This is a genomic window from Achromobacter sp. Root170 (assembly GCF_001428165.1).
Taxonomy (GTDB): domain Bacteria; phylum Pseudomonadota; class Gammaproteobacteria; order Burkholderiales; family Burkholderiaceae_B; genus Achromobacter; species Achromobacter mucicolens.
In genome coordinates this window covers 214,144-230,503 of record NZ_LMHN01000001.1, presented here as the reverse complement: position 1 = coordinate 230,503, position 16,360 = coordinate 214,144, and the positions used below count along the sequence as shown (strand labels likewise).

Here is a 16,360-nt window from a genome sequence, read left to right as displayed (position 1 = left end):
ACCCACTGCGCGTTTGCCCATCGGGCAACGCGCGCCTGTTCGTTCAGAACCTTTACCGCCCGCGCCAAGACGATCGCACGGCCTGCGACGAAAGAATACGCCAAGGCGCCCGCGCCGTGACGTTCCCTTTGCAGTAATTGACAGTTAACTTACGCAAATATCCGTAAAGTTCCGTGCGTCGACGGCCCAGCCATAAGCGCCGCGACCACGCCCCGCGGGCGTGGCGCGCACATTTGGCGCCGGCATCCTTGCGATCCTCGCGGGCGCCCCTACACGCGCCGCATCTTTGGCAACAGGATGGCCACGACGCCCAGCAGCGGCAGATAGGCGCATAGCTGATAGACATGGCCAATGCTGGTGGCGTCAGCCAGCCGGCCCAGCACCGCCGCGCCCAGGCCGCCCATGCCGAACGCAAAGCCGAAGAACAGCCCCGCGATCATCCCCACCTTGCCCGGCACCAGTTCCTGGGCATAGACCACGATCGCCGAGAACGCCGAGGCCAGCACCACGCCGATGATGACCACCAGCACGCCCGTCCAGAACAGGTTCGCGTGCGGCAGCATCAGCGTGAACGGCGCCACGCCCAGGATCGACACCCAGATCACGATCTTGCGGCCGATGCGGTCGCCGACCGGTCCGCCCACCACGGTGCCCACCGCCACGGCGGCCAGGAACAGAAAGAGATACAGCTGCGCTTCGCGCACCGACAGCGCGAACTTGTCGATCAGGTAGAAGGTGAAGTAGCTGTTCAGGCTGGCCAGATAGAAGTACTTCGAGAACACCAGCACGCCCAGCACGGCCAACGCGCCCATCACCTGATGGCGCGTGAGCCCATTGTCCGCGCCCTCGCGCCGCGCGCGCGGCTTGAGCAGCACGCGGTTCGCGCTGTACCAGCGGCCGATCCAGATCAGCACCCCGATGCCGAACAGTGCCGCCACCGAGAACCACGCCACGCTGCCCTGTCCGTGCGGAATGATGACCAGCGCCGCCAGAAGCGGTCCCAGCGCCGATCCCACATTGCCGCCCACCTGGAACAGCGACTGCGCCAGCCCGTGCCGCCCCCCCGACGCCATGCGCGCCACCCGCGACGACTCGGGGTGAAACACCGACGAGCCGGTGCCCACCAGCACCGCCGCCACCAGCAGCCAGCCGAAGGACGGCGCCATCGACAACAGCAACAGGCCCACCAGCGTGAACCCCATGCCCACCGGCAGCGAGTACGGTTTGGGATGCCGGTCGGTGTACAAGCCGATGAAGGGCTGCAGCAACGACGCGGCAAGCTGGTAGACCAGCGTGATCAGGCCGATCTGCGTGAACGTCAGGCTGAACGAATCCTTGAGCATCGGATAGATGGCGAGCAGGATCGACTGGATCATGTCGTTCATCAGATGCGCCACGCTGATGGCGCCCAACACCTTGAAGGCGGTGGAGGGATCGGACGAGGCGGCCGGTGCCGCGGGCGGAGTGGCAGCCAGGCCGGCGGCGGGATTCTGGGCGGAGTTCATGGGGCGCGCAAGAAGTGGAGGGAAAGCCAGAGGAAAGGACAGCCGGCCAGACGCCGGAACCAGGCCTCAAGTGTAGAAATCCGGCGTCCGCGCGATCTGCCAATTTTCGTCGCCAAAGTGACAAAATAGGCGCACTGCGCTTTTGGGCGTGCCCTCATCCTCTTGCCGGAAGTGACACCATGGTCGTGCGCCCCGCCCCCGATCCCGCGCGCAGCATCAATGCCCAGGACTACCAGCATCGCCCGCGCGTCGTGACGGCAATGGCCAAGGAATTTCCCGCGGGCGCGCAAACCGGCTCGCATTCGCACCCCCGCGCGCAGCTCATCTACGCCATCGAAGGCGTGATGCGCGTCACCACGCCCAGCGGCTTCTGGGCCCTGCCGCCGCTGCGCGCGCTCTGGGTGCCGGCCGGCGTGCCGCACGGCGTGGACATGGTGGGCGCGGTCTCCATGCGTTCGCTCTACATCCAGGCCGAAGCGGCCGCGGGCTACTGGCCCCAGTGCCAGGTGATCGAGGTAAGCGGCCTGTTGCGCGAATTGATCCTGGCGCTGACAGCCGAGCCCATCGACTACCCGCTCGGGGGACGGATCGAACAGATCGCCGGATTGATCCTGGCCGAACTGGCCGCGGCCCGTGTCGTGCCGATTCAGATCCCCTGGCCGCGCGACCGGCGCCTGCAAGCCATTTGCGCGGCCATCCTGGACCAGCCCGGGCTGCAGCGCGGCATCGACGGCTGGGGCAGCGAGATCGGCGCCAGCGGCCGCACATTGATCCGATTGTTTCAAAGCGAACTGGGGCTGAACTACCGCCAATGGGTGCAGCAGGTGCGCCTGGCCGACGCCGTGTGCCGCCTGTCGCTGGGCGAGCCCGTCGCGCGGATCGCCGCGGACCTTGGCTACCGTAGCGCCAGCGCGTTCTCGGCCATGTTCCGCCGCGCGCTGGGCGCGCCGCCGCAGCGCTACCTGCAATCCGTCCCCGGCGCCGGAAACCCCTGACATAAAGCTGAATTCCTCCTGGGCGGGCAGATTTCGTTACCGAAACCTTATTGCGCCCTGGGCGGTCTATAGCGTTCTGACCTAGAATCGCCTGCAATGAGCACCCCCCAGCAATCCTCCGCCAACCCGGGCGGCAAATCGGGCCTCCCCTGGAAACCTCTCCTGGTCAAAGCGGGCATCGCAGCCGCCGGCGCAGCCGTGTGCGGCGCCATCCTGCTCGGCCTCGCGCTGGCCCTGGCGTGGCCCAGCCTGCCCGACCTGCACGCAATGACCGACTACCGGCCGCGCGTGCCGCTGCGCGTCTATACCGCGGACAAGGTCTTGATCGGCGAATACGGCGAAGAGCACCGCAACGTGCTGCGTTTCGACGAGATCCCCCCGGTAATGCGCCAAGCCGTGCTGGCGGCCGAGGACGACCGTTTCTACAGCCACGGCGGCGTCGACTGGATGGGCGTTGCGCGCGCCGTGCTGACCAACATCGTCAAGGGCTCCAAGTCCCAGGGCGGCAGCACGATTACGATGCAGGTTGCGCGCAACTTCTATCTGTCGTCGGAGAAGACCTACTCGCGCAAGTTCTATGAATTGCTGCTGACGTTCAAGATCGAATCCGAGCTCACCAAGGACCAGATCCTCGAGCTCTACATGAACCAGATCTACCTGGGCCATCGCGCCTATGGTTTCGCGGCCGCCTCGCGCACGTACTTCGGCAAGCCGCTGTCGGAGGTCACCCCGGCCGAAGCCGCGATGCTGGCCGGCATTCCCAAGGCGCCCTCGCGCTTTAACCCCATCACCAACTTCCCGCGCGCGGAAATCCGCCAGCATTACGTGCTGGGCCGCATGAAGACGCTGGGCTACCTGACGCCGGAGCAGACCGAAGAGGCCCTGAACCAGCGCCTCACGATCCGCGGCTCGGACGGCAGCAGCGCGCGCGGCTTCGCGGTGCATGGCGACTATCCGGCCGAGCTGGCCCGGCAGCTGATGTACGGCGTCTTCCAGGAAAACACGTACTCGCAGGGCATCGACGTCTACACCACGATCGATTCCAAGGCCCAGGAAGCCGCCTACCGCGCCGTGCGCGACGGCATCATCGATTACACGCGGCGTGCCGTCTATCCGGGTCCTGAAGACCAGGTCGACCTGCCCGACGGCGTGGAAAAGGATCCGCAGGCGCTCGACGAGGTCCTGGATGGCGTGCAGGAAAAGTCGCCCGACAGCGAAGACCTGCTCGCCGCCGTCGTGCTGGCCGCCAGCCCCACCGAAGTCACCGTGGCGCGCAGCGGACGCGACATCATCACGATCTCGGACAAGAAGGCCCTGGCGGTTGTCGCCCGCGCGCTCAATCCCAAGGCCAGCGACACCCAGCGCATCCGCCGCGGTTCCGTGGTCTATATCCACAAGAACGGCGACAACTGGGAAATCATCAACATGCCGGCCCTGCAGGCCGCGCTGGTGTCGATGGTGCCGCAGGATGGCGCCATCCGCGCCATGATCGGCGGCTTTGACTTCAATCGCGGCCACTTCAACCGCGTCACGCAGGCCTGGCGCCAGCCCGGTTCGAACATCAAGCCGTTCGTCTACGCGGCCGCGCTGGAACGGGGCCTGACGCCCGCCACGCAGATTTCCGACCAGCCCTTCATGCTGACGGCCGAGCAGACGGGCTCGAAGGCCTGGCAGCCCAAGAACGACGGCAACAAGTACGAACCCATGCTAACCCTGCGCCAGGGCCTCATGCGGTCCAAGAACATGGTGTCGATCCGCATCCTGCAGGCGATCTCCCCGCAATATGCCCAGGACTACCTGACGCGCTTCGGCTTCGACAAGTCGCGCTGGCCGGCCGTGCTGCCGCTTGCCCTGGGCGCGGGCGGCGCCACGCCGCTGCAGGTCGTCAATGGCTACAGCGTGTTCGCCAATGGCGGCTATCGCGTGACGCCCTACCTCATCGACCACGTCACGGACCGCTCCGGCAACGTGCTGATGAAGGCCCAACCCGTCGTGGCCGGCGATGCGCAGGCGCGCGCCATCGACCCGCGCACCGCCTGGGTCATGGACGACATCCTGCGCGACGTCACCGTCAACGGCACCGCCGCCCGCGCGCACCAGGTGCTCAAGCGCAACGACATCGGCGGCAAGACCGGCACCACCAACGACGCCGTCGACGTCTGGTTCTCGGGCTTCACGCAGACCCTGGCCACCACCGTGTGGATGGGCTTTGACCAGCCCAAGTCGCTGGGCACCAACGAGTTCGGCAGCGGCCTGGCGCTGTCCACCTGGCTGGACTACATGCAGCCCGTGCTCAAGGACGTGCCGCAGGCCAAGCCGGCGCCCCGTCCCGATGGCCTGCTGGTGGACAACGGCGAGTACTACTTCTCCGAATTCCCGCCCGGCCAGGCCGTGGCCTCGCTGGACCTGTCTTCCGGCGACGCGCTCACCGATTTCCTGAACAACAATCGCTCGACGGATGGCGTCGACACCTCGGTCAAGCCGCTGCCTCCGGGCGGCGCCGCGGCCCCGCAAGACAGTCCGATCCAACCGCCGCTGATGCCGATCCCGGTACCGCGCGCGGACGCCGCGCCCGGCCCGCAGGCGCAGGCCATGCCCGCCGCGGGCGGCGTGCAGCCGCCGGCCCTGCCTGCCGCGGTTGCGCCGACCGACTCGGCCGGCGTAAGCGCCAGCGCCGTCACCAGCCCCGGCACGGTGACCGCCCGGCCGCTGTAAGCGCCGCGCATCACGCAAAACGGGCGCCTCGGCGCCCGTTTTTCTTTTGGGACCCGCCCCCGCTACTCGGCGGCCGCGGCCTCGGTCACGACTTCGCGCGGCCACGCCTGCAGGGATTCCAGATTCAAAAAGGTGAAGTAGCCGCCATTCCAGCCTTCGGTGTCGATGTGATACACATTGCCCAGCGCAAGCGGCGATGCCACCGGGGTATGCCCCGCCACCACCGCCCTGACGCCCAGGATGCCGGTGCGGTCCATCTGGCGCAGGCGGTCGCGCGACCACTGGCACGCCGCGCTGGTGCGTTTGTAGCGGTCCTGCAACGCGGACTCCAGCCTGGGCCAGAACAGCACCGGGCAATCGGCATGCAGCAGTCCGACCGCGCCCGACGACGTTTCGACCTCGATGGCAATGGGCAGCCGGGTGAAGGCCTCGGCAAACACCGCTTGCCGCTCGGCAGGCAAATCCAGAAACCAGCCACCCCCGTAACCGCGCCAGTTCTGCACGTCGACTTGCCCGGTGCGCACGTGGCGAATCGCGTAGTCCTCGTGATTGCCTTGCACCGCGTAAAACCACGGCTTTTCCAGCCAGTCCAGCGCGGCCTCGTTCTCGGGCCCGCGGTCGACCAGGTCGCCCACGGAAAAAAGCCGATCGAAGGCGGGGTCGAACCCCAGCTCATCCAGCGCCTGTTGCAGACGCGAAAAATGGCCGTGCACGTCGCCCACCGCATAATCGCGGCCGGCTTCATTGCGCGGGACCTTGAGAAAACGCTGCTCCATGATGATTCGGGTATGCCGCAAGGAAAAATCTGACCCTTCTTTTTAACCCGCTTTGCTCTGTCCCCACGGCCAGCCCGGACGCCGAAAGGGTCAAATAGCGTTACGAGAATCGCTCTTGTTCGTGATAATGTTTCCTCCTTTCCCGTTCCGTTCTTGAGGGGGCAGCGCCTGGCCGCTCCCCCGCCGTCGCCATGACCGCCGTGTCCACCATCAAAACCTGGTATCTGGTCCATAAATGGACCAGCCTGGTCTGCACGATCTTCTTGCTGATCATCTGTCTCACCGGCCTGCCGCTCGTGTTCCATCACGAGATCGAGCACTGGCTGGACGATGCCAAGCCGCTATCGGAGGTGCCTGCCGGCACGCCGCCCGCCAACCTCGACAAGCTTGTGGCGAGCGCCCGCGAGATGTACCCGAACGAGGTCGTCGACTACCTGTTCTTCGACCCCGACGAACCGCAGGTCTTCGTCGGCATGGCCAAGACGCCGGGCGACGGGCAGGCCTCGGGCCACGCCATCCGCATGGACGCGCGCACGGGCGATGTGCTGCTCGACGGCCCGCTCTACACCGAAGACAAGTTTTCGTTCATGGGCGTCATGCTGGCGCTGCATGTGGACCTTTTCGCGGGGCTGGCGGGCGAGCTGTTCCTGGGCTTCATGGGCCTCTTGTTCTGCGTGGCCATCGTGTCGGGCGTCGTGCTGTACGGCCCCTTCATGAAGAAGCTGGAATTCGGCACCGTGCGCGCCACGCGTTCGACACGCCTGAAGTGGCTGGACCTGCACAACCTGCTGGGCATCGTCACGCTGGTCTGGGCGTTCGTGGTGGGCGTCACCGGCGTCGTCAACGAACTGTCCACGCCGCTCTTCCGGCTATGGCAGTCCACCGAACTGCCGCGCGTCCTGGAACCCTACAAGGGACAGCCCATCCCCACGCAGCTTGCATCGGCGCAACTGGCGGCAGACACCGCGCGCAAGGCCATGCCCGGCAACGAGGTTTCGTTCATTTCATTCCCCGGCAACGCCTTCGGCAGCCCGCAACACTTCATCGCCTGGATGCGCGGCGACACGCCGCTGACGTCCAAGCTGAATACGCCCGTTCTGATCGACGGCCGGACCGGCGAACTGACGATGGTCGCGCGGATGCCGTGGTACCTGACCGCGCTTGAAGTCTCGCGGCCGCTGCATTTCGGCGATTACGGCGGCCTGCCGCTCAAGATCATCTGGGCGCTGCTCGACCTGGTCACCATCGTGGTGCTGGTCAGCGGCCTGTACCTGTGGCTGGCCCGCCGCCGCGCCACCGAGGCGCGCATCAACGACCTCATCAAGAAACACCAGGCAGCCGCCGCCCCGCAAAGGACGCCCGCATGAGCCAGTTCAAAGGCAAAGGCGGCCGCGGCTTCCTGTTCGTGTGGGGCATGCCGATCCTGCTGGGCGCCCTCAGCATCTTCGGCCTGCTGGCCGCCCTACTGGGCACCGGCGCGTGGCACTGGGCGTCATGGACTGCCCTCACCATTCTGCTCGTGGTGATCCTGCGCTACTGGGTTTTCCCGCTCGATCACTAGCCGGCCGCTTGCCGGCGCAATCGGGCGGTCCAGGACGGCCGCGCGGCCCCGCTCGCCGCGCCTGCCGCCGCTCGTTACGCGAACTTCTCGGGGTCCGGCCCCAGCCGCGGGCCTTCCTTGATGCCGTCGATGGCCGCCATCTCGGCCGGCGACAGTTCGAAGTCGAAGACGTCGATGTTTTCGCGGATCCGCGCTGGCGTGATGGACTTCGGGATCACGACCAGGTCGTGCTGCAGATGCCAGCGCAGCGTCACCTGGGCCGGCGACTTGCCATGCTTTTGCGCCAGATCCAGGATCACCTTTTCCTTCGTGATGTTGCCCTGCGCAAGCGGGCTCCAGGATTCGGTCACGATGCCATGCCGGGCATGGAAGGCCCGCAGCGCGGCCTGCGTGAATCCGGGGTGCAGCTCGATCTGGTTGACGGCGGGCGTGACGCCCGACGCGTCGATCAGGCGTTCCAGATTCGCTTGCGTGAAGTTCGACACGCCGATCGATCGCGCGCGGCCATCTTCCTTCATCTCGATCATGGCCCGCCAGGCGTCCAGGAACTTCTCGCTGCCGGCCACCGGCCAGTGAATCAGGTACAGGTCCACGTACGCCAGGCCCAGCTTCTCCAGACTTTCGTCCATCGCCTTGTGCGCGTCGTCGTAGCCATGCCTGTCGTTCCACAGCTTGGTCGTGATGAACAGGTCCTTGCGCGCCACGCCGGCCGACCGCAAGCCCGCACCCACGCCCGCCTCGTTGCCATAGATGGCTGCCGTATCCACCGACCGGTAACCTGCCGCCAGCGCTTCCTTCACGCTGGAGGCGGCCTGATCGTCAGGCACCTGCCACACGCCCAGGCCCAACTGCGGAATCTTGCCTCCGTCGTTCAATTTCACTGCGGGTACCTTCGCCATAAGACCCTCCATAGCATGCAACGCCACCGCGGCGCGGCGAAAACGCGCCCGGTCGCGTAACCAGGGGAGCAGCCGGCCGGCCCCCCGGTTGGAAGAGAAAGAAACGGGCCCGACGCGCTGCGCCCGTGTCGCGATACCGCCTTGACGCCCCTGGTCAAGGTGCACCCGTGCCCAGGGGTTAAGCCTCAAATAGTACCGCTGGTGCTCCATAATGCCCTGCAAACGGCTTAACTCCCCTGGTGGAGCCCGCCTCAACCACGGCATCCCGACCCATGAATCCTCCTGAAACGCGGCCCGGCAAGGGCGGCGGTCTTGCCACGCTTCGCACCCTCTTTCCCTACCTGTGGCCGCCCGGCAAGACCGGCCTGAAGCTGCGCGTGGTGGCGGCACTGCTGTGCCTGTTCGCCGCCAAGGCCGCGACCGTCTACGTGCCCCTGCTGTACAAGCAGGCGGTGGACGAGCTGGGCAAGGGCGCGCCCGGCACGGTGACCGTGCCGCTTGGGCTCATCCTGGCCTACGGCACCGCGCGCGTCCTGTCGCTGCTGTTCTCCGAACTGCGCGACGCGATCTTCGCGCGGGTCGGCCAGCATGCGATCCGTTCCGTCGGCCTGCAGATCTTCCGTCACCTGCACAGCCTGGCGCTGCGCTTTCACCTGGCGCGCCAGACCGGCGGGCTGAACCGCGCCATCGAACGCGGCACCAAGGGCATCCAGACGCTGCTGTCGTTCCTGCTGTTCAACATCCTGCCCACGTTCTTCGAAATCAGCCTCGTCTGCGTCGTGCTGTGGAAGATGTTCGATGGCTGGCTGGCGCTGGCCACCGGCGCCACGGTCGTCCTCTACATGGCCTACACCCTGGCTGTGACCGAATGGCGCACCAAGTTCCGGCGCCAGATGAACGAAACCGACTCCGAGGCCAACACCAAGGCCATCGAAAGCCTGCTGAACTACGAAACGGTCAAGTATTTCGGCAACGAAGAACACGAGGCCCGGCGCTACGACGCTTCGCTCACCCGCTACGAACGCGCCGCCGTTCGCAGCCAGGTCAGCCTGTCGATCCTGAACGTGGGCCAGGCCGCCATCATTTCCGTGGGGCTGACTCTGGTGATGTGGATGGCGGCCAACGGCATCGCCGAGGGCCGCTATACGCTGGGGGACTTCGTGCTGGTCAACACCTATCTGTTGCAGCTCTACACGCCGCTCAGCTTCTTCGGGTTCATCTACCGCGAAATCAAGCAGGCGCTGATCGACATGGAGCGCATGTTCGAGCTGCTGGGCCAGGACCGCGAAGTGGCCGACCGCCCGGGCGCCACGCCGCTGCAGGTCTCGGGCGGCGCCGTCGAATTCCGCGACGTGCATTTCGGCTATGACCCGCGCCGCGCCATCCTGAAGGGCGTCAGCTTTTCCATTCCCGCTGGCAAAACGGTGGCCGTGGTCGGCACCTCGGGCGCCGGCAAGTCCACGATCGCGCGCCTGCTGTTCCGCTTCTATGACGCGGACAGCGGCGCCATCCTGATCGACGGCCAGGACGTGCGCGACGTCACGCAGGCCAGCGTGCGCGCGGCGATCGGCGTCGTGCCGCAGGACACCGTGCTGTTCAACGACACCATCCGCTACAACATCGGCTACGGGCGGCCCGGCGCCACGGACGCGGAAATCGAGGCCGCCGCGCGCCTGGCGCACATCCACGACCTCATCCTGACCATGCCGGACGGCTACGATACCCTGGTGGGCGAGCGCGGCCTGAAGCTGTCGGGCGGCGAAAAGCAACGCGTCGCGATTGCCCGCACCATCCTCAAGAATCCGGCCATATTCCTGTTCGACGAGGCCACCAGCGCCCTGGACACCCATACCGAACGCGAGATCCAGGCCAACCTGCGCGAGGTCAGCCAGGGCCGCAGTACGCTGATCATCGCGCACCGCCTGTCCACGGTGGCCGACGCGGACGAGATCATCGTGCTGGCAGACGGCCGCATCGTCGAGCGCGGCCGTCATCCGCAACTGCTCGCCCAGGGCAGCATCTACGCCGGCATGTGGACCCGCCAGCAGGAAAGCGCACGGTCCGCGCCCGCGGATTGACAAGCCGCGCCCCCTGTCCGAACATCGCACCCTTTGATAGCCAGGCCTCCCATGCAGGATTCCCCCACCCTTCCCGAAGTGCTCGTCTGCGCCGCCGGCGACCTGGTCAACGGCGGCCTGGGCGTGAAGGTGCCCGTGACCGATGGCGCGGGCCGCACCACCGCCTTCTTCGTGCGCTACCAGGATCAGGTGCACGGCTACCTGAACCGCTGCGCCCACATCGGCGTGGAGCTCGATTGGGAAGGCAGCTTCTTCACCCGCGCGGGCGACCTCATCATGTGCGCCCGCCACGGCGCCACCTACCAGCCCGACACGGGCGTTTGCGTGGGCGGGCCCTGCAAGAACGGACGCCTGACCACGCTGGCCGTCACCGAGCGCGACGGCAGCGTCTTCTGGCAGCCCGCCGGCAAGATCCAGCCGCTGGACGCAGCCGACTGATCCCATCGCCAGGCGGCCCGCCGCGCGGGGGCCGGGGGCCTTACGCCCGGGCCGGCACCGCCGCCGCCGGTTCCTCGCGCTCGGCATAGCGCCGCGCCAATACCGCGCAAACCATCAGCTGCATCTGATGAAAGATCATCAGAGGCAACACCACCACGCCCATCTGCGACGTGCCAAACAGCACCGTCGCAAGCGGAATGCCCGACGCCAGCGACTTCTTCGATCCGCAAAAGACCAGCGTAATCTCGTTCTCCTTGGTCATCCCCAGCTTGCGGCTGCCCCACGTCGTGATCACCAGCACCGATCCCAGCAGCAAGGCGTTCACCAGCACCATCGTGGCCAGGTCGATGGCCGGAAACGCGTGCCAGATGCCTTGCGCGACGGCTTCGCTGAACGCGGTGTAGACGGCCAGCAGGATCGAGCTGCGGTCGACCTTGGACAGCGTGCGGCTGTTGCGCAGCGCCCACGCCCCGATCCACGGCCGCAGCAGGCTGCCCACCGCGAACGGCAGCAACAGCTGCAACAGGATGCGGCCGGCGTCGGCCAGACCATGCCCGCCGCCCTGGCGATGCAGCAAAACGGCCACCAGCAGCGGCGTCAGCACGGTGCCCAACAGGTTGGAGGCCGTCGCCGCGCAGATCGCACCCGGCACGTTGCCCCGCGCCATCGACGTGAACGCAATCGAGGACTGCACAGTGGAAGACAGCGTGCAGACGAACAGCACGCCCAGCCACAGCGACGGCGTCAGCAGCCCGGGAAACAGGGCGCGCAGGCCCAGCCCCAAGGCGGGAAACAGCAGGAAGGTGCAGGCCAGGATCAGCCCGTGCAGGCGCACGTCCTTCACGCCGGACACGATGGCGTCCGTGGACAGCCGCGCCCCGTGCAGGAAGAACAGCAGCGAAATCGCCACGTTGCTGGCCACCATCATGAACGTCGCGCCCTTGCCCACCGCCGGGAAAAAGCTGGCGAACGCCACGGTGGCGATCAGGATGAGCGTGAATTGGTCGGGCAGAAAGCGGCGCATGGCGGGGACGTGTCGAAGAAAATGCGCCCACTATAGGCGCGCCCCTTGCCATCGTGAAGGCCACTGGGTACTTTAACTGTCATCGGCATTTCCTATGACCAGACCGCGCCCATGCTCAATCCCCTGTGGCTCAAGACCTTCGCGGCCGCCGCCGGCGCGCCAAGCTTCACCGAGGCCGCCCGCCGGCTGGGCCTGACCCAGCCCACTGTCAGCGAACACATCCGGCAGCTCGAATCGGCCGTGAATCGCCGACTGTTCCAGCGCGACACGCATTCGCTCGCCCTGACCAGCGATGGCCGCAGCCTGCTCGTGCATGCCGAAATCATCCTGGCCGCCCACGAAAAAGCCGAACGCCTGTTCGATGCGCCGCGGCTGCGCGGCCGGATACGGCTCGGCACCTCGGACGATCTGGCGATGGGTCCCCTGCCCGACGTCCTGGCGGCGTTCCGGCTTGCGCATCCCGAAGTGGAGCTGGACCTGACCATCGGCGTCACCAGCGAGCTCTACAAGCTGCTGGACGACAACCGCCTGGATGTGATGATCGGCAAGCGCCGGCGTGGCGACCGCCGCGGCCAGACGCTGCACAAAGAGGCGCTGCTGTGGCGCGCCAAGGAAGGCTTGCGGATCGTGCCCGACGAACCGCTTCCGCTGATCCTGCTGCGCGAGCCCAGCGTCACGCGCACGCTGACGCTGGACGCGCTGGCGCGCGCCGGACGCAGTTGGCAGATCGTCTGCACCAGCACCAGCTACGCAGGCTGCCAGGCGGCCGCGCGCGCGGGATTGGGCATCACCGTCCAACCCTCGCACCTGTCCACCGCCGGCCTGTCGGCGCCCGCGGGCGCGGCCAACCTGCCCGCGCTGCCGCCGGTGGAATTCATCGTGATCTCGGCCCCGGCGCCGGGCAAACCCACCCGCGCGCTGATCGACATCCTCATGCGCAGCACCCTGACCTGACCCGCCTGACGGCGGCCTACTCGGGCATCGGATCCGGCACGCCGTCCGCATTCACGGACTTCACGCGGTCCAGCGCATTGCGCGCCGCCGACATGGCCTCGATCGTGCTGCGAAAGCGCCGCGAAAGGAATATCTCGAAGGCCTGGCTTTCCGGCTCGGGCGCAGCCGCTTCGGCGCCGGGCTCGGCGTCATCGGCAGGCGCAGGCGTTGCGGCGGCTTTCACGGGCAGGCGCCGCGTCTCCAGAAACGCGCGCGCGGGGATGCGGCCCTCGGGCTGGGTCGCATAGGCGACCACTGAAAATCCATCGATGATCTTCTCGGACATTGCGGTTTCCTTGGGCGCGATCGACCGGGCGCGCCGACACGTTCACAACGGCTTGCCCCAAGAAAACTTAAGCCGGGACCGGCGCGGGTTTCCGCCCTGCGCGCCGGTTATTCAAACGACTCTATTTTGTCGACGGTATCGCCTGCGCGCGTACGCGCACATAGGCCGCCACCTGCTCCAGCACGTGCGACAGATCCGCGCGCAACGCGTCAAAACCCGCATTGCGTTCCCGCGTGGCTTCGTCCATGTAGAGCGGACGGCGGATCTCAACCTGCAGGCTGTGCCGGTTCAGTGCCGGCTGGCCAATCTGCGCGATCAGCTGCACGCCCTTGTACGGGTCGTTGCGCGCCACCGTGTAGCCCTTGTCGCGCAGCGCCGTCTCGATCAGCGCAATGAACTCCGGCTCGCACGTCGTGCCGTCCCGGTCGCCCAGCACAAAGTCGGCAAGCGGATGCTCACTCTGGCGTCCCAGCCGCTCGTAGGCGTCGTTCGGCATCGAATGCAGATTCAGGTGCCATACCGCGCCGAAGCGCTCGTGGACGTGCCGGATCGCCGTGGCCAAGGCCGCGTGATAAGGCTCGTAGTACGCCTGGATGCGATGCCGCACCTGCGACAGCGTCAGCTTGCGGTCGTAGATCGGCGTGGCCTTGTCCATCCGGCGCCAGATCAGGCCCTTGCCCAGGCGCGTCTTTTCGCCGGGGTCCAGCGGCTCGGGCCAGGGCTCGGCCAGCAACTCCGGATCCAGATCCTGCAAGGTGCGGTTCGGGTCGATGTAGACGCGCGGAAAATTGGCCGCGACCAGCGTCGCGCCCAGCGCGGGCGCCGCCGACCACAACGCGTCCACGTGCGTGTCCTCGCCCTGGCGCAATTGCGCCAGCGTGGCCGAGGCGCCGAAGTCATCGGGATAGCGCTCGCCGCTATGCGGCGAATCACAGACCAGCGGCAACGCGGGCCCGGTGGGTTCATGCACGGAAACAGCGGGGAAGTCGGCGGTCGTCATCGTTCAATCAGCCTGGATGTTGGCGGTCTTGGCCACTTTTGCATAGCGGGCCAGGGCCTGGTCGATCTGCACCTGGAATTCTTGCGGCGTCGTGGGCATCAGCGTACCACCCACGTCTTCGGCCTTCTTGCGGAATTCCGGATCTTCCATCGCGGCGCGGACGGCCTTGTTCAGACGCTCCACCACGGCCTGCGGCGTGCCGGCCGGCGCGACCAGGCCGAACCAGCCGCCGGTGCCCATGTCGGGATAGCCCAGCTCGATGTAGGTGGGCACGTCGGGCAGCAGCGGCGAGCGCTCGGCGCCCAGCACTGCCAGCGGACGCAGCTTGCCGCCCAGCACCTGCGGCAGCGTCGACGACAGGTTGTCCGTGATCGCGTCCACCTGCCCGCCCATCACATCGTTCAACGCCGGCCCCGCGCCCCGGTACGGCACGTGCAGCAGCTTGATGCCCGACAGCATCATGAAATTCTCGATGTTCACGTGCCCCAGCGAGCCCACGCCCGGCGACGCGAAGCTGTAGCGTTCGGGCGCGCCCTTGGCCAGCGCGACGAATTCGGCCATGTTCTTGGCCGGGACATTGGGGTTGATCGCAAAGATGCTGGGCACGGCCAGCACGTTGGCCACCGGCACGAAATCCTTGACCGGGTCGTAGTTCATCTTGCGGAACACCGCCGGATTCGACCCGTGCGTGCTCATGGTCGCCATGCCGATTGTGTAGCCGTCCGGCGTGGACCGGGCCACCTGTTCCATGCCCAGCGATCCGCCAGCGCCCGCCTTGTTCTCGACGACGATGGTCTGCTTCAGGTCGCGGCCCGCGTACTCGGCTACAAGCCGCGCCACGATGTCGGTCGACCCGCCCGCGGCAAACGGCACCACCAGCTTGATCGGACGAGCGGGATAGTCGGCGGCATGCGACATGCCGGCAAAGGACAACGTGGCAAACATGCCGGCGAGCGCAAAGCGCGCGGACCGGCCAAAAAGACGGCGGGACATGAGGCGACTCCTGGGTTGTCGTGCTGAAGGCCGCCAGTGTCCAAACTTTACGCTCCCCTTTCAAACGACTATATTGCACTCCTTCATTACCAAAGGTCATGCTAGATGCGCCTGCATTCGCCGTCGATGTCCGAGCTGCATGCCTTCGTGACCGCGGCCCGGCTGGGCAGCTTCACCCAGGCGGCAGAGGTGCTGTGCGTCACCCAGGGCGCCATCAGCCGCGCCATCTCGCGCCTTGAGGCGCACTTCGGCCAGCCGCTCATGCACCGCAATGCCCACGGCCTCACGCTGACCGAGACCGGCCGCAAGCTGTACGACGGCGCACAGGCGCCCCTGCATGCGATCGAAGCGCTCAGCACGGAATTGCGCGCTGACGACCGCCGGCTTCGCCTGACCCTATCCTCGGTGCCCACGCTGGCCAGCGCGTGGCTGGTGCCGCGTCTGCCGGACTTCCACCAGCGCCACCCGGACATCCAGCTTGGCTTCTCCGCTTACCGCCGCAACGAAGACTTCTCCGGCGCCACCCCGGATGCGAGCATTCTGTCGGGCACGCCCGACCAGTGGCCGGGCTGGCACGCGGACTACGTCATCGGCCGCGAAATGGTCGTGATCTGCCCCCCCGGGCGTCTGGCGGCACGCCAGGCCAAGGGCCTGTGGAGCACGCCGCAGGGCTTGTTGGGCGAGCCCCTGCTGTATCACACCAACGGCCGGGAAAACTGGGCCCAATGGTTCGCCGCGGCCGGCGTGCCTCGCGCCAGCGTCACGTTGTCGAACGGGTTCGATCAGGTATCGATCCTGATCCGTGCGGTCATGGCCGACATGGGCATCGCTGTGTTGCAACGCTGCCTCGTCCGAGACGAACTGCAGGCCGGCCGCGTCGCCGCCCCCTTCCCGGAACTGGCCATCCGTATCGACCGCGGCTACCACCTCTGCGCGCCCGCGCAGCGGCGCGATCACTACGCCTTGGCGTGTTTCCGCCAATGGCTGCTGGAAACCGCCAGCCTGGATCCTGACGTCATGGCGGCCAGCGCTCCCGCGTGAGACCCAAGCGTCATCGTTCGGGAATGCCCGCGCATGCAACCAAAAGCAACGGGCCC

Annotated in this window: 15 protein-coding genes; 8 read left to right on the top strand and 7 right to left on the bottom strand. The window is 66.9% G+C overall.

Annotation, left to right across the window (positions count from 1 at the left end; genetic code table 11):
- Nucleotides 1–269 precede the first annotated feature (269 nt).
- Complete coding sequence (locus ASD87_RS01010) at nucleotides 270–1,505, bottom strand: MFS transporter (protein WP_056315973.1); 1,236 nt, start codon at nucleotides 1,503–1,505, stop codon at nucleotides 270–272.
- Between the two features lie 179 nt (nucleotides 1,506–1,684).
- On the opposite strand from ASD87_RS01010, the gene ASD87_RS01005 reads away from it, so the two are divergent.
- Both ASD87_RS01005 and ASD87_RS01000 read left to right on the top strand, forming a co-directional pair.
- Nucleotides 1,685–2,500 carry a helix-turn-helix domain-containing protein gene (locus tag ASD87_RS01005; protein WP_056315971.1) on the top strand — a complete coding sequence of 272 codons (816 nt, stop codon included), beginning with the start codon at nucleotides 1,685–1,687 and terminating at the stop codon, nucleotides 2,498–2,500.
- Between the two features lie 96 nt (nucleotides 2,501–2,596).
- Nucleotides 2,597–5,215, top strand: coding sequence for a penicillin-binding protein 1A (locus ASD87_RS01000; RefSeq protein ID WP_056315968.1), 2,619 nt, complete (start codon nucleotides 2,597–2,599; stop codon nucleotides 5,213–5,215).
- 62 nt (nucleotides 5,216–5,277) lie between these two features.
- On the opposite strand, the gene ASD87_RS00995 is transcribed toward ASD87_RS01000, so the two are convergent.
- On the bottom strand, nucleotides 5,278–5,991 hold the full coding sequence (locus tag ASD87_RS00995) for a metallophosphoesterase (protein WP_056315967.1): 714 nt from the start codon (nucleotides 5,989–5,991) through the stop codon (nucleotides 5,278–5,280).
- 191 nt (nucleotides 5,992–6,182) lie between these two features.
- Between ASD87_RS00995 and ASD87_RS00990 the strand changes: the two genes are divergently transcribed.
- Entirely contained in the window at nucleotides 6,183–7,358 is a 1,176-nt protein-coding gene (locus ASD87_RS00990) for a PepSY domain-containing protein (RefSeq protein WP_056315964.1), read from the top strand.
- Nucleotides 7,355–7,552: a hypothetical protein gene (locus ASD87_RS00985; protein WP_056315961.1), complete on the top strand. Its 198-nt coding sequence runs from the start codon at nucleotides 7,355–7,357 to the stop codon at nucleotides 7,550–7,552. Before ASD87_RS00990 ends, ASD87_RS00985 begins: the two co-directional genes overlap by 4 nt.
- Nucleotides 7,553–7,626: 74 nt before the next feature.
- Here ASD87_RS00985 and ASD87_RS00980 read toward each other — a convergent pair whose 3' ends face one another.
- Nucleotides 7,627–8,451 carry an aldo/keto reductase gene (locus ASD87_RS00980; RefSeq protein ID WP_056315959.1) on the bottom strand — a complete coding sequence of 275 codons (825 nt, stop codon included), beginning with the start codon at nucleotides 8,449–8,451 and terminating at the stop codon, nucleotides 7,627–7,629.
- Between the two features lie 272 nt (nucleotides 8,452–8,723).
- Between ASD87_RS00980 and ASD87_RS00975 the strand changes: the two genes are divergently transcribed.
- Together ASD87_RS00975 and ASD87_RS00970 are read left to right on the top strand one after the other, a co-directional pair.
- On the top strand, nucleotides 8,724–10,529 hold the full coding sequence (locus ASD87_RS00975; RefSeq protein ID WP_056315956.1) for an ABC transporter ATP-binding protein/permease: 1,806 nt from the start codon (nucleotides 8,724–8,726) through the stop codon (nucleotides 10,527–10,529).
- 51 nt (nucleotides 10,530–10,580) lie between these two features.
- Nucleotides 10,581–10,967: a Rieske 2Fe-2S domain-containing protein gene (locus tag ASD87_RS00970; RefSeq protein ID WP_056315953.1), complete on the top strand. Its 387-nt coding sequence runs from the start codon at nucleotides 10,581–10,583 to the stop codon at nucleotides 10,965–10,967.
- Nucleotides 10,968–11,007: 40 nt separating this feature from the next.
- Here the strand turns inward: ASD87_RS00970 and ASD87_RS00965 are convergent, their stop codons facing one another.
- Nucleotides 11,008–11,991 (bottom strand): bile acid:sodium symporter family protein, encoded by a 984-nt coding sequence (locus ASD87_RS00965; RefSeq protein ID WP_056315950.1) that lies wholly within the window; start codon nucleotides 11,989–11,991, stop codon nucleotides 11,008–11,010.
- Nucleotides 11,992–12,102: 111 nt separating this feature from the next.
- Here ASD87_RS00965 and ASD87_RS00960 point away from each other — a divergent pair, with 111 nt between their 5' ends.
- Nucleotides 12,103–12,945: a LysR family transcriptional regulator gene (locus tag ASD87_RS00960; protein ID WP_056315948.1), complete on the top strand. Its 843-nt coding sequence runs from the start codon at nucleotides 12,103–12,105 to the stop codon at nucleotides 12,943–12,945.
- A 16-nt stretch (nucleotides 12,946–12,961) separates the two neighbouring features.
- On the opposite strand, the gene ASD87_RS00955 is transcribed toward ASD87_RS00960, so the two are convergent.
- From ASD87_RS00955 to ASD87_RS00945, 3 genes are all read right to left on the bottom strand, one after another.
- A complete protein-coding gene (locus ASD87_RS00955) occupies nucleotides 12,962–13,270 on the bottom strand; it encodes a hypothetical protein (protein WP_056315946.1) in 309 nt (102 codons plus the stop codon).
- Between the two features lie 121 nt (nucleotides 13,271–13,391).
- Nucleotides 13,392–14,270, bottom strand: coding sequence for an N-formylglutamate amidohydrolase (locus ASD87_RS00950; RefSeq protein ID WP_056315944.1), 879 nt, complete (start codon nucleotides 14,268–14,270; stop codon nucleotides 13,392–13,394).
- A 3-nt stretch (nucleotides 14,271–14,273) separates the two neighbouring features.
- Nucleotides 14,274–15,263 carry a tripartite tricarboxylate transporter substrate binding protein gene (locus tag ASD87_RS00945; RefSeq protein ID WP_056315942.1) on the bottom strand — a complete coding sequence of 330 codons (990 nt, stop codon included), beginning with the start codon at nucleotides 15,261–15,263 and terminating at the stop codon, nucleotides 14,274–14,276.
- A gap of 105 nt (nucleotides 15,264–15,368) precedes the next feature.
- On the opposite strand from ASD87_RS00945, the gene ASD87_RS00940 reads away from it, so the two are divergent.
- Nucleotides 15,369–16,304, top strand: a complete 936-nt coding sequence (locus tag ASD87_RS00940) for a LysR substrate-binding domain-containing protein (RefSeq protein ID WP_056315939.1) — start codon at nucleotides 15,369–15,371, stop codon at nucleotides 16,302–16,304.
- Nucleotides 16,305–16,360: the final 56 nt, after the last annotated feature.

Excerpts from the sequence above, each read along its gene's own strand:
- ASD87_RS00940 (WP_056315939.1), top strand. The coding sequence starts at position 15,369 with ATGCGCCTGCATTCGCCGTCGATGTCCGAGCTGCATGCCTTCGTGACC.
- ASD87_RS00970 (WP_056315953.1), top strand. The coding sequence starts at position 10,581 with ATGCAGGATTCCCCCACCCTTCCCGAAGTGCTCGTCTGCGCCGCCGGC.
- ASD87_RS00950 (WP_056315944.1), bottom strand. The coding sequence starts at position 14,270 with ATGACGACCGCCGACTTCCCCGCTGTTTCCGTGCATGAACCCACCGGG.
- ASD87_RS00945 (WP_056315942.1), bottom strand. The coding sequence starts at position 15,263 with ATGTCCCGCCGTCTTTTTGGCCGGTCCGCGCGCTTTGCGCTCGCCGGC.
- ASD87_RS00985 (WP_056315961.1), top strand. The coding sequence starts at position 7,355 with ATGAGCCAGTTCAAAGGCAAAGGCGGCCGCGGCTTCCTGTTCGTGTGG.
- ASD87_RS00995 (WP_056315967.1), bottom strand. The coding sequence starts at position 5,991 with ATGGAGCAGCGTTTTCTCAAGGTCCCGCGCAATGAAGCCGGCCGCGAT.
- ASD87_RS01000 (WP_056315968.1), top strand. The coding sequence starts at position 2,597 with ATGAGCACCCCCCAGCAATCCTCCGCCAACCCGGGCGGCAAATCGGGC.
- ASD87_RS00990 (WP_056315964.1), top strand. The coding sequence starts at position 6,183 with ATGACCGCCGTGTCCACCATCAAAACCTGGTATCTGGTCCATAAATGG.
- ASD87_RS01005 (WP_056315971.1), top strand. The coding sequence starts at position 1,685 with ATGGTCGTGCGCCCCGCCCCCGATCCCGCGCGCAGCATCAATGCCCAG.
- ASD87_RS01010 (WP_056315973.1), bottom strand. The coding sequence starts at position 1,505 with ATGAACTCCGCCCAGAATCCCGCCGCCGGCCTGGCTGCCACTCCGCCC.
- ASD87_RS00955 (WP_056315946.1), bottom strand. The coding sequence starts at position 13,270 with ATGTCCGAGAAGATCATCGATGGATTTTCAGTGGTCGCCTATGCGACC.
- ASD87_RS00965 (WP_056315950.1), bottom strand. The coding sequence starts at position 11,991 with ATGCGCCGCTTTCTGCCCGACCAATTCACGCTCATCCTGATCGCCACC.
- ASD87_RS00960 (WP_056315948.1), top strand. The coding sequence starts at position 12,103 with ATGCTCAATCCCCTGTGGCTCAAGACCTTCGCGGCCGCCGCCGGCGCG.
- ASD87_RS00975 (WP_056315956.1), top strand. The coding sequence starts at position 8,724 with ATGAATCCTCCTGAAACGCGGCCCGGCAAGGGCGGCGGTCTTGCCACG.
- ASD87_RS00980 (WP_056315959.1), bottom strand. The coding sequence starts at position 8,451 with ATGGCGAAGGTACCCGCAGTGAAATTGAACGACGGAGGCAAGATTCCG.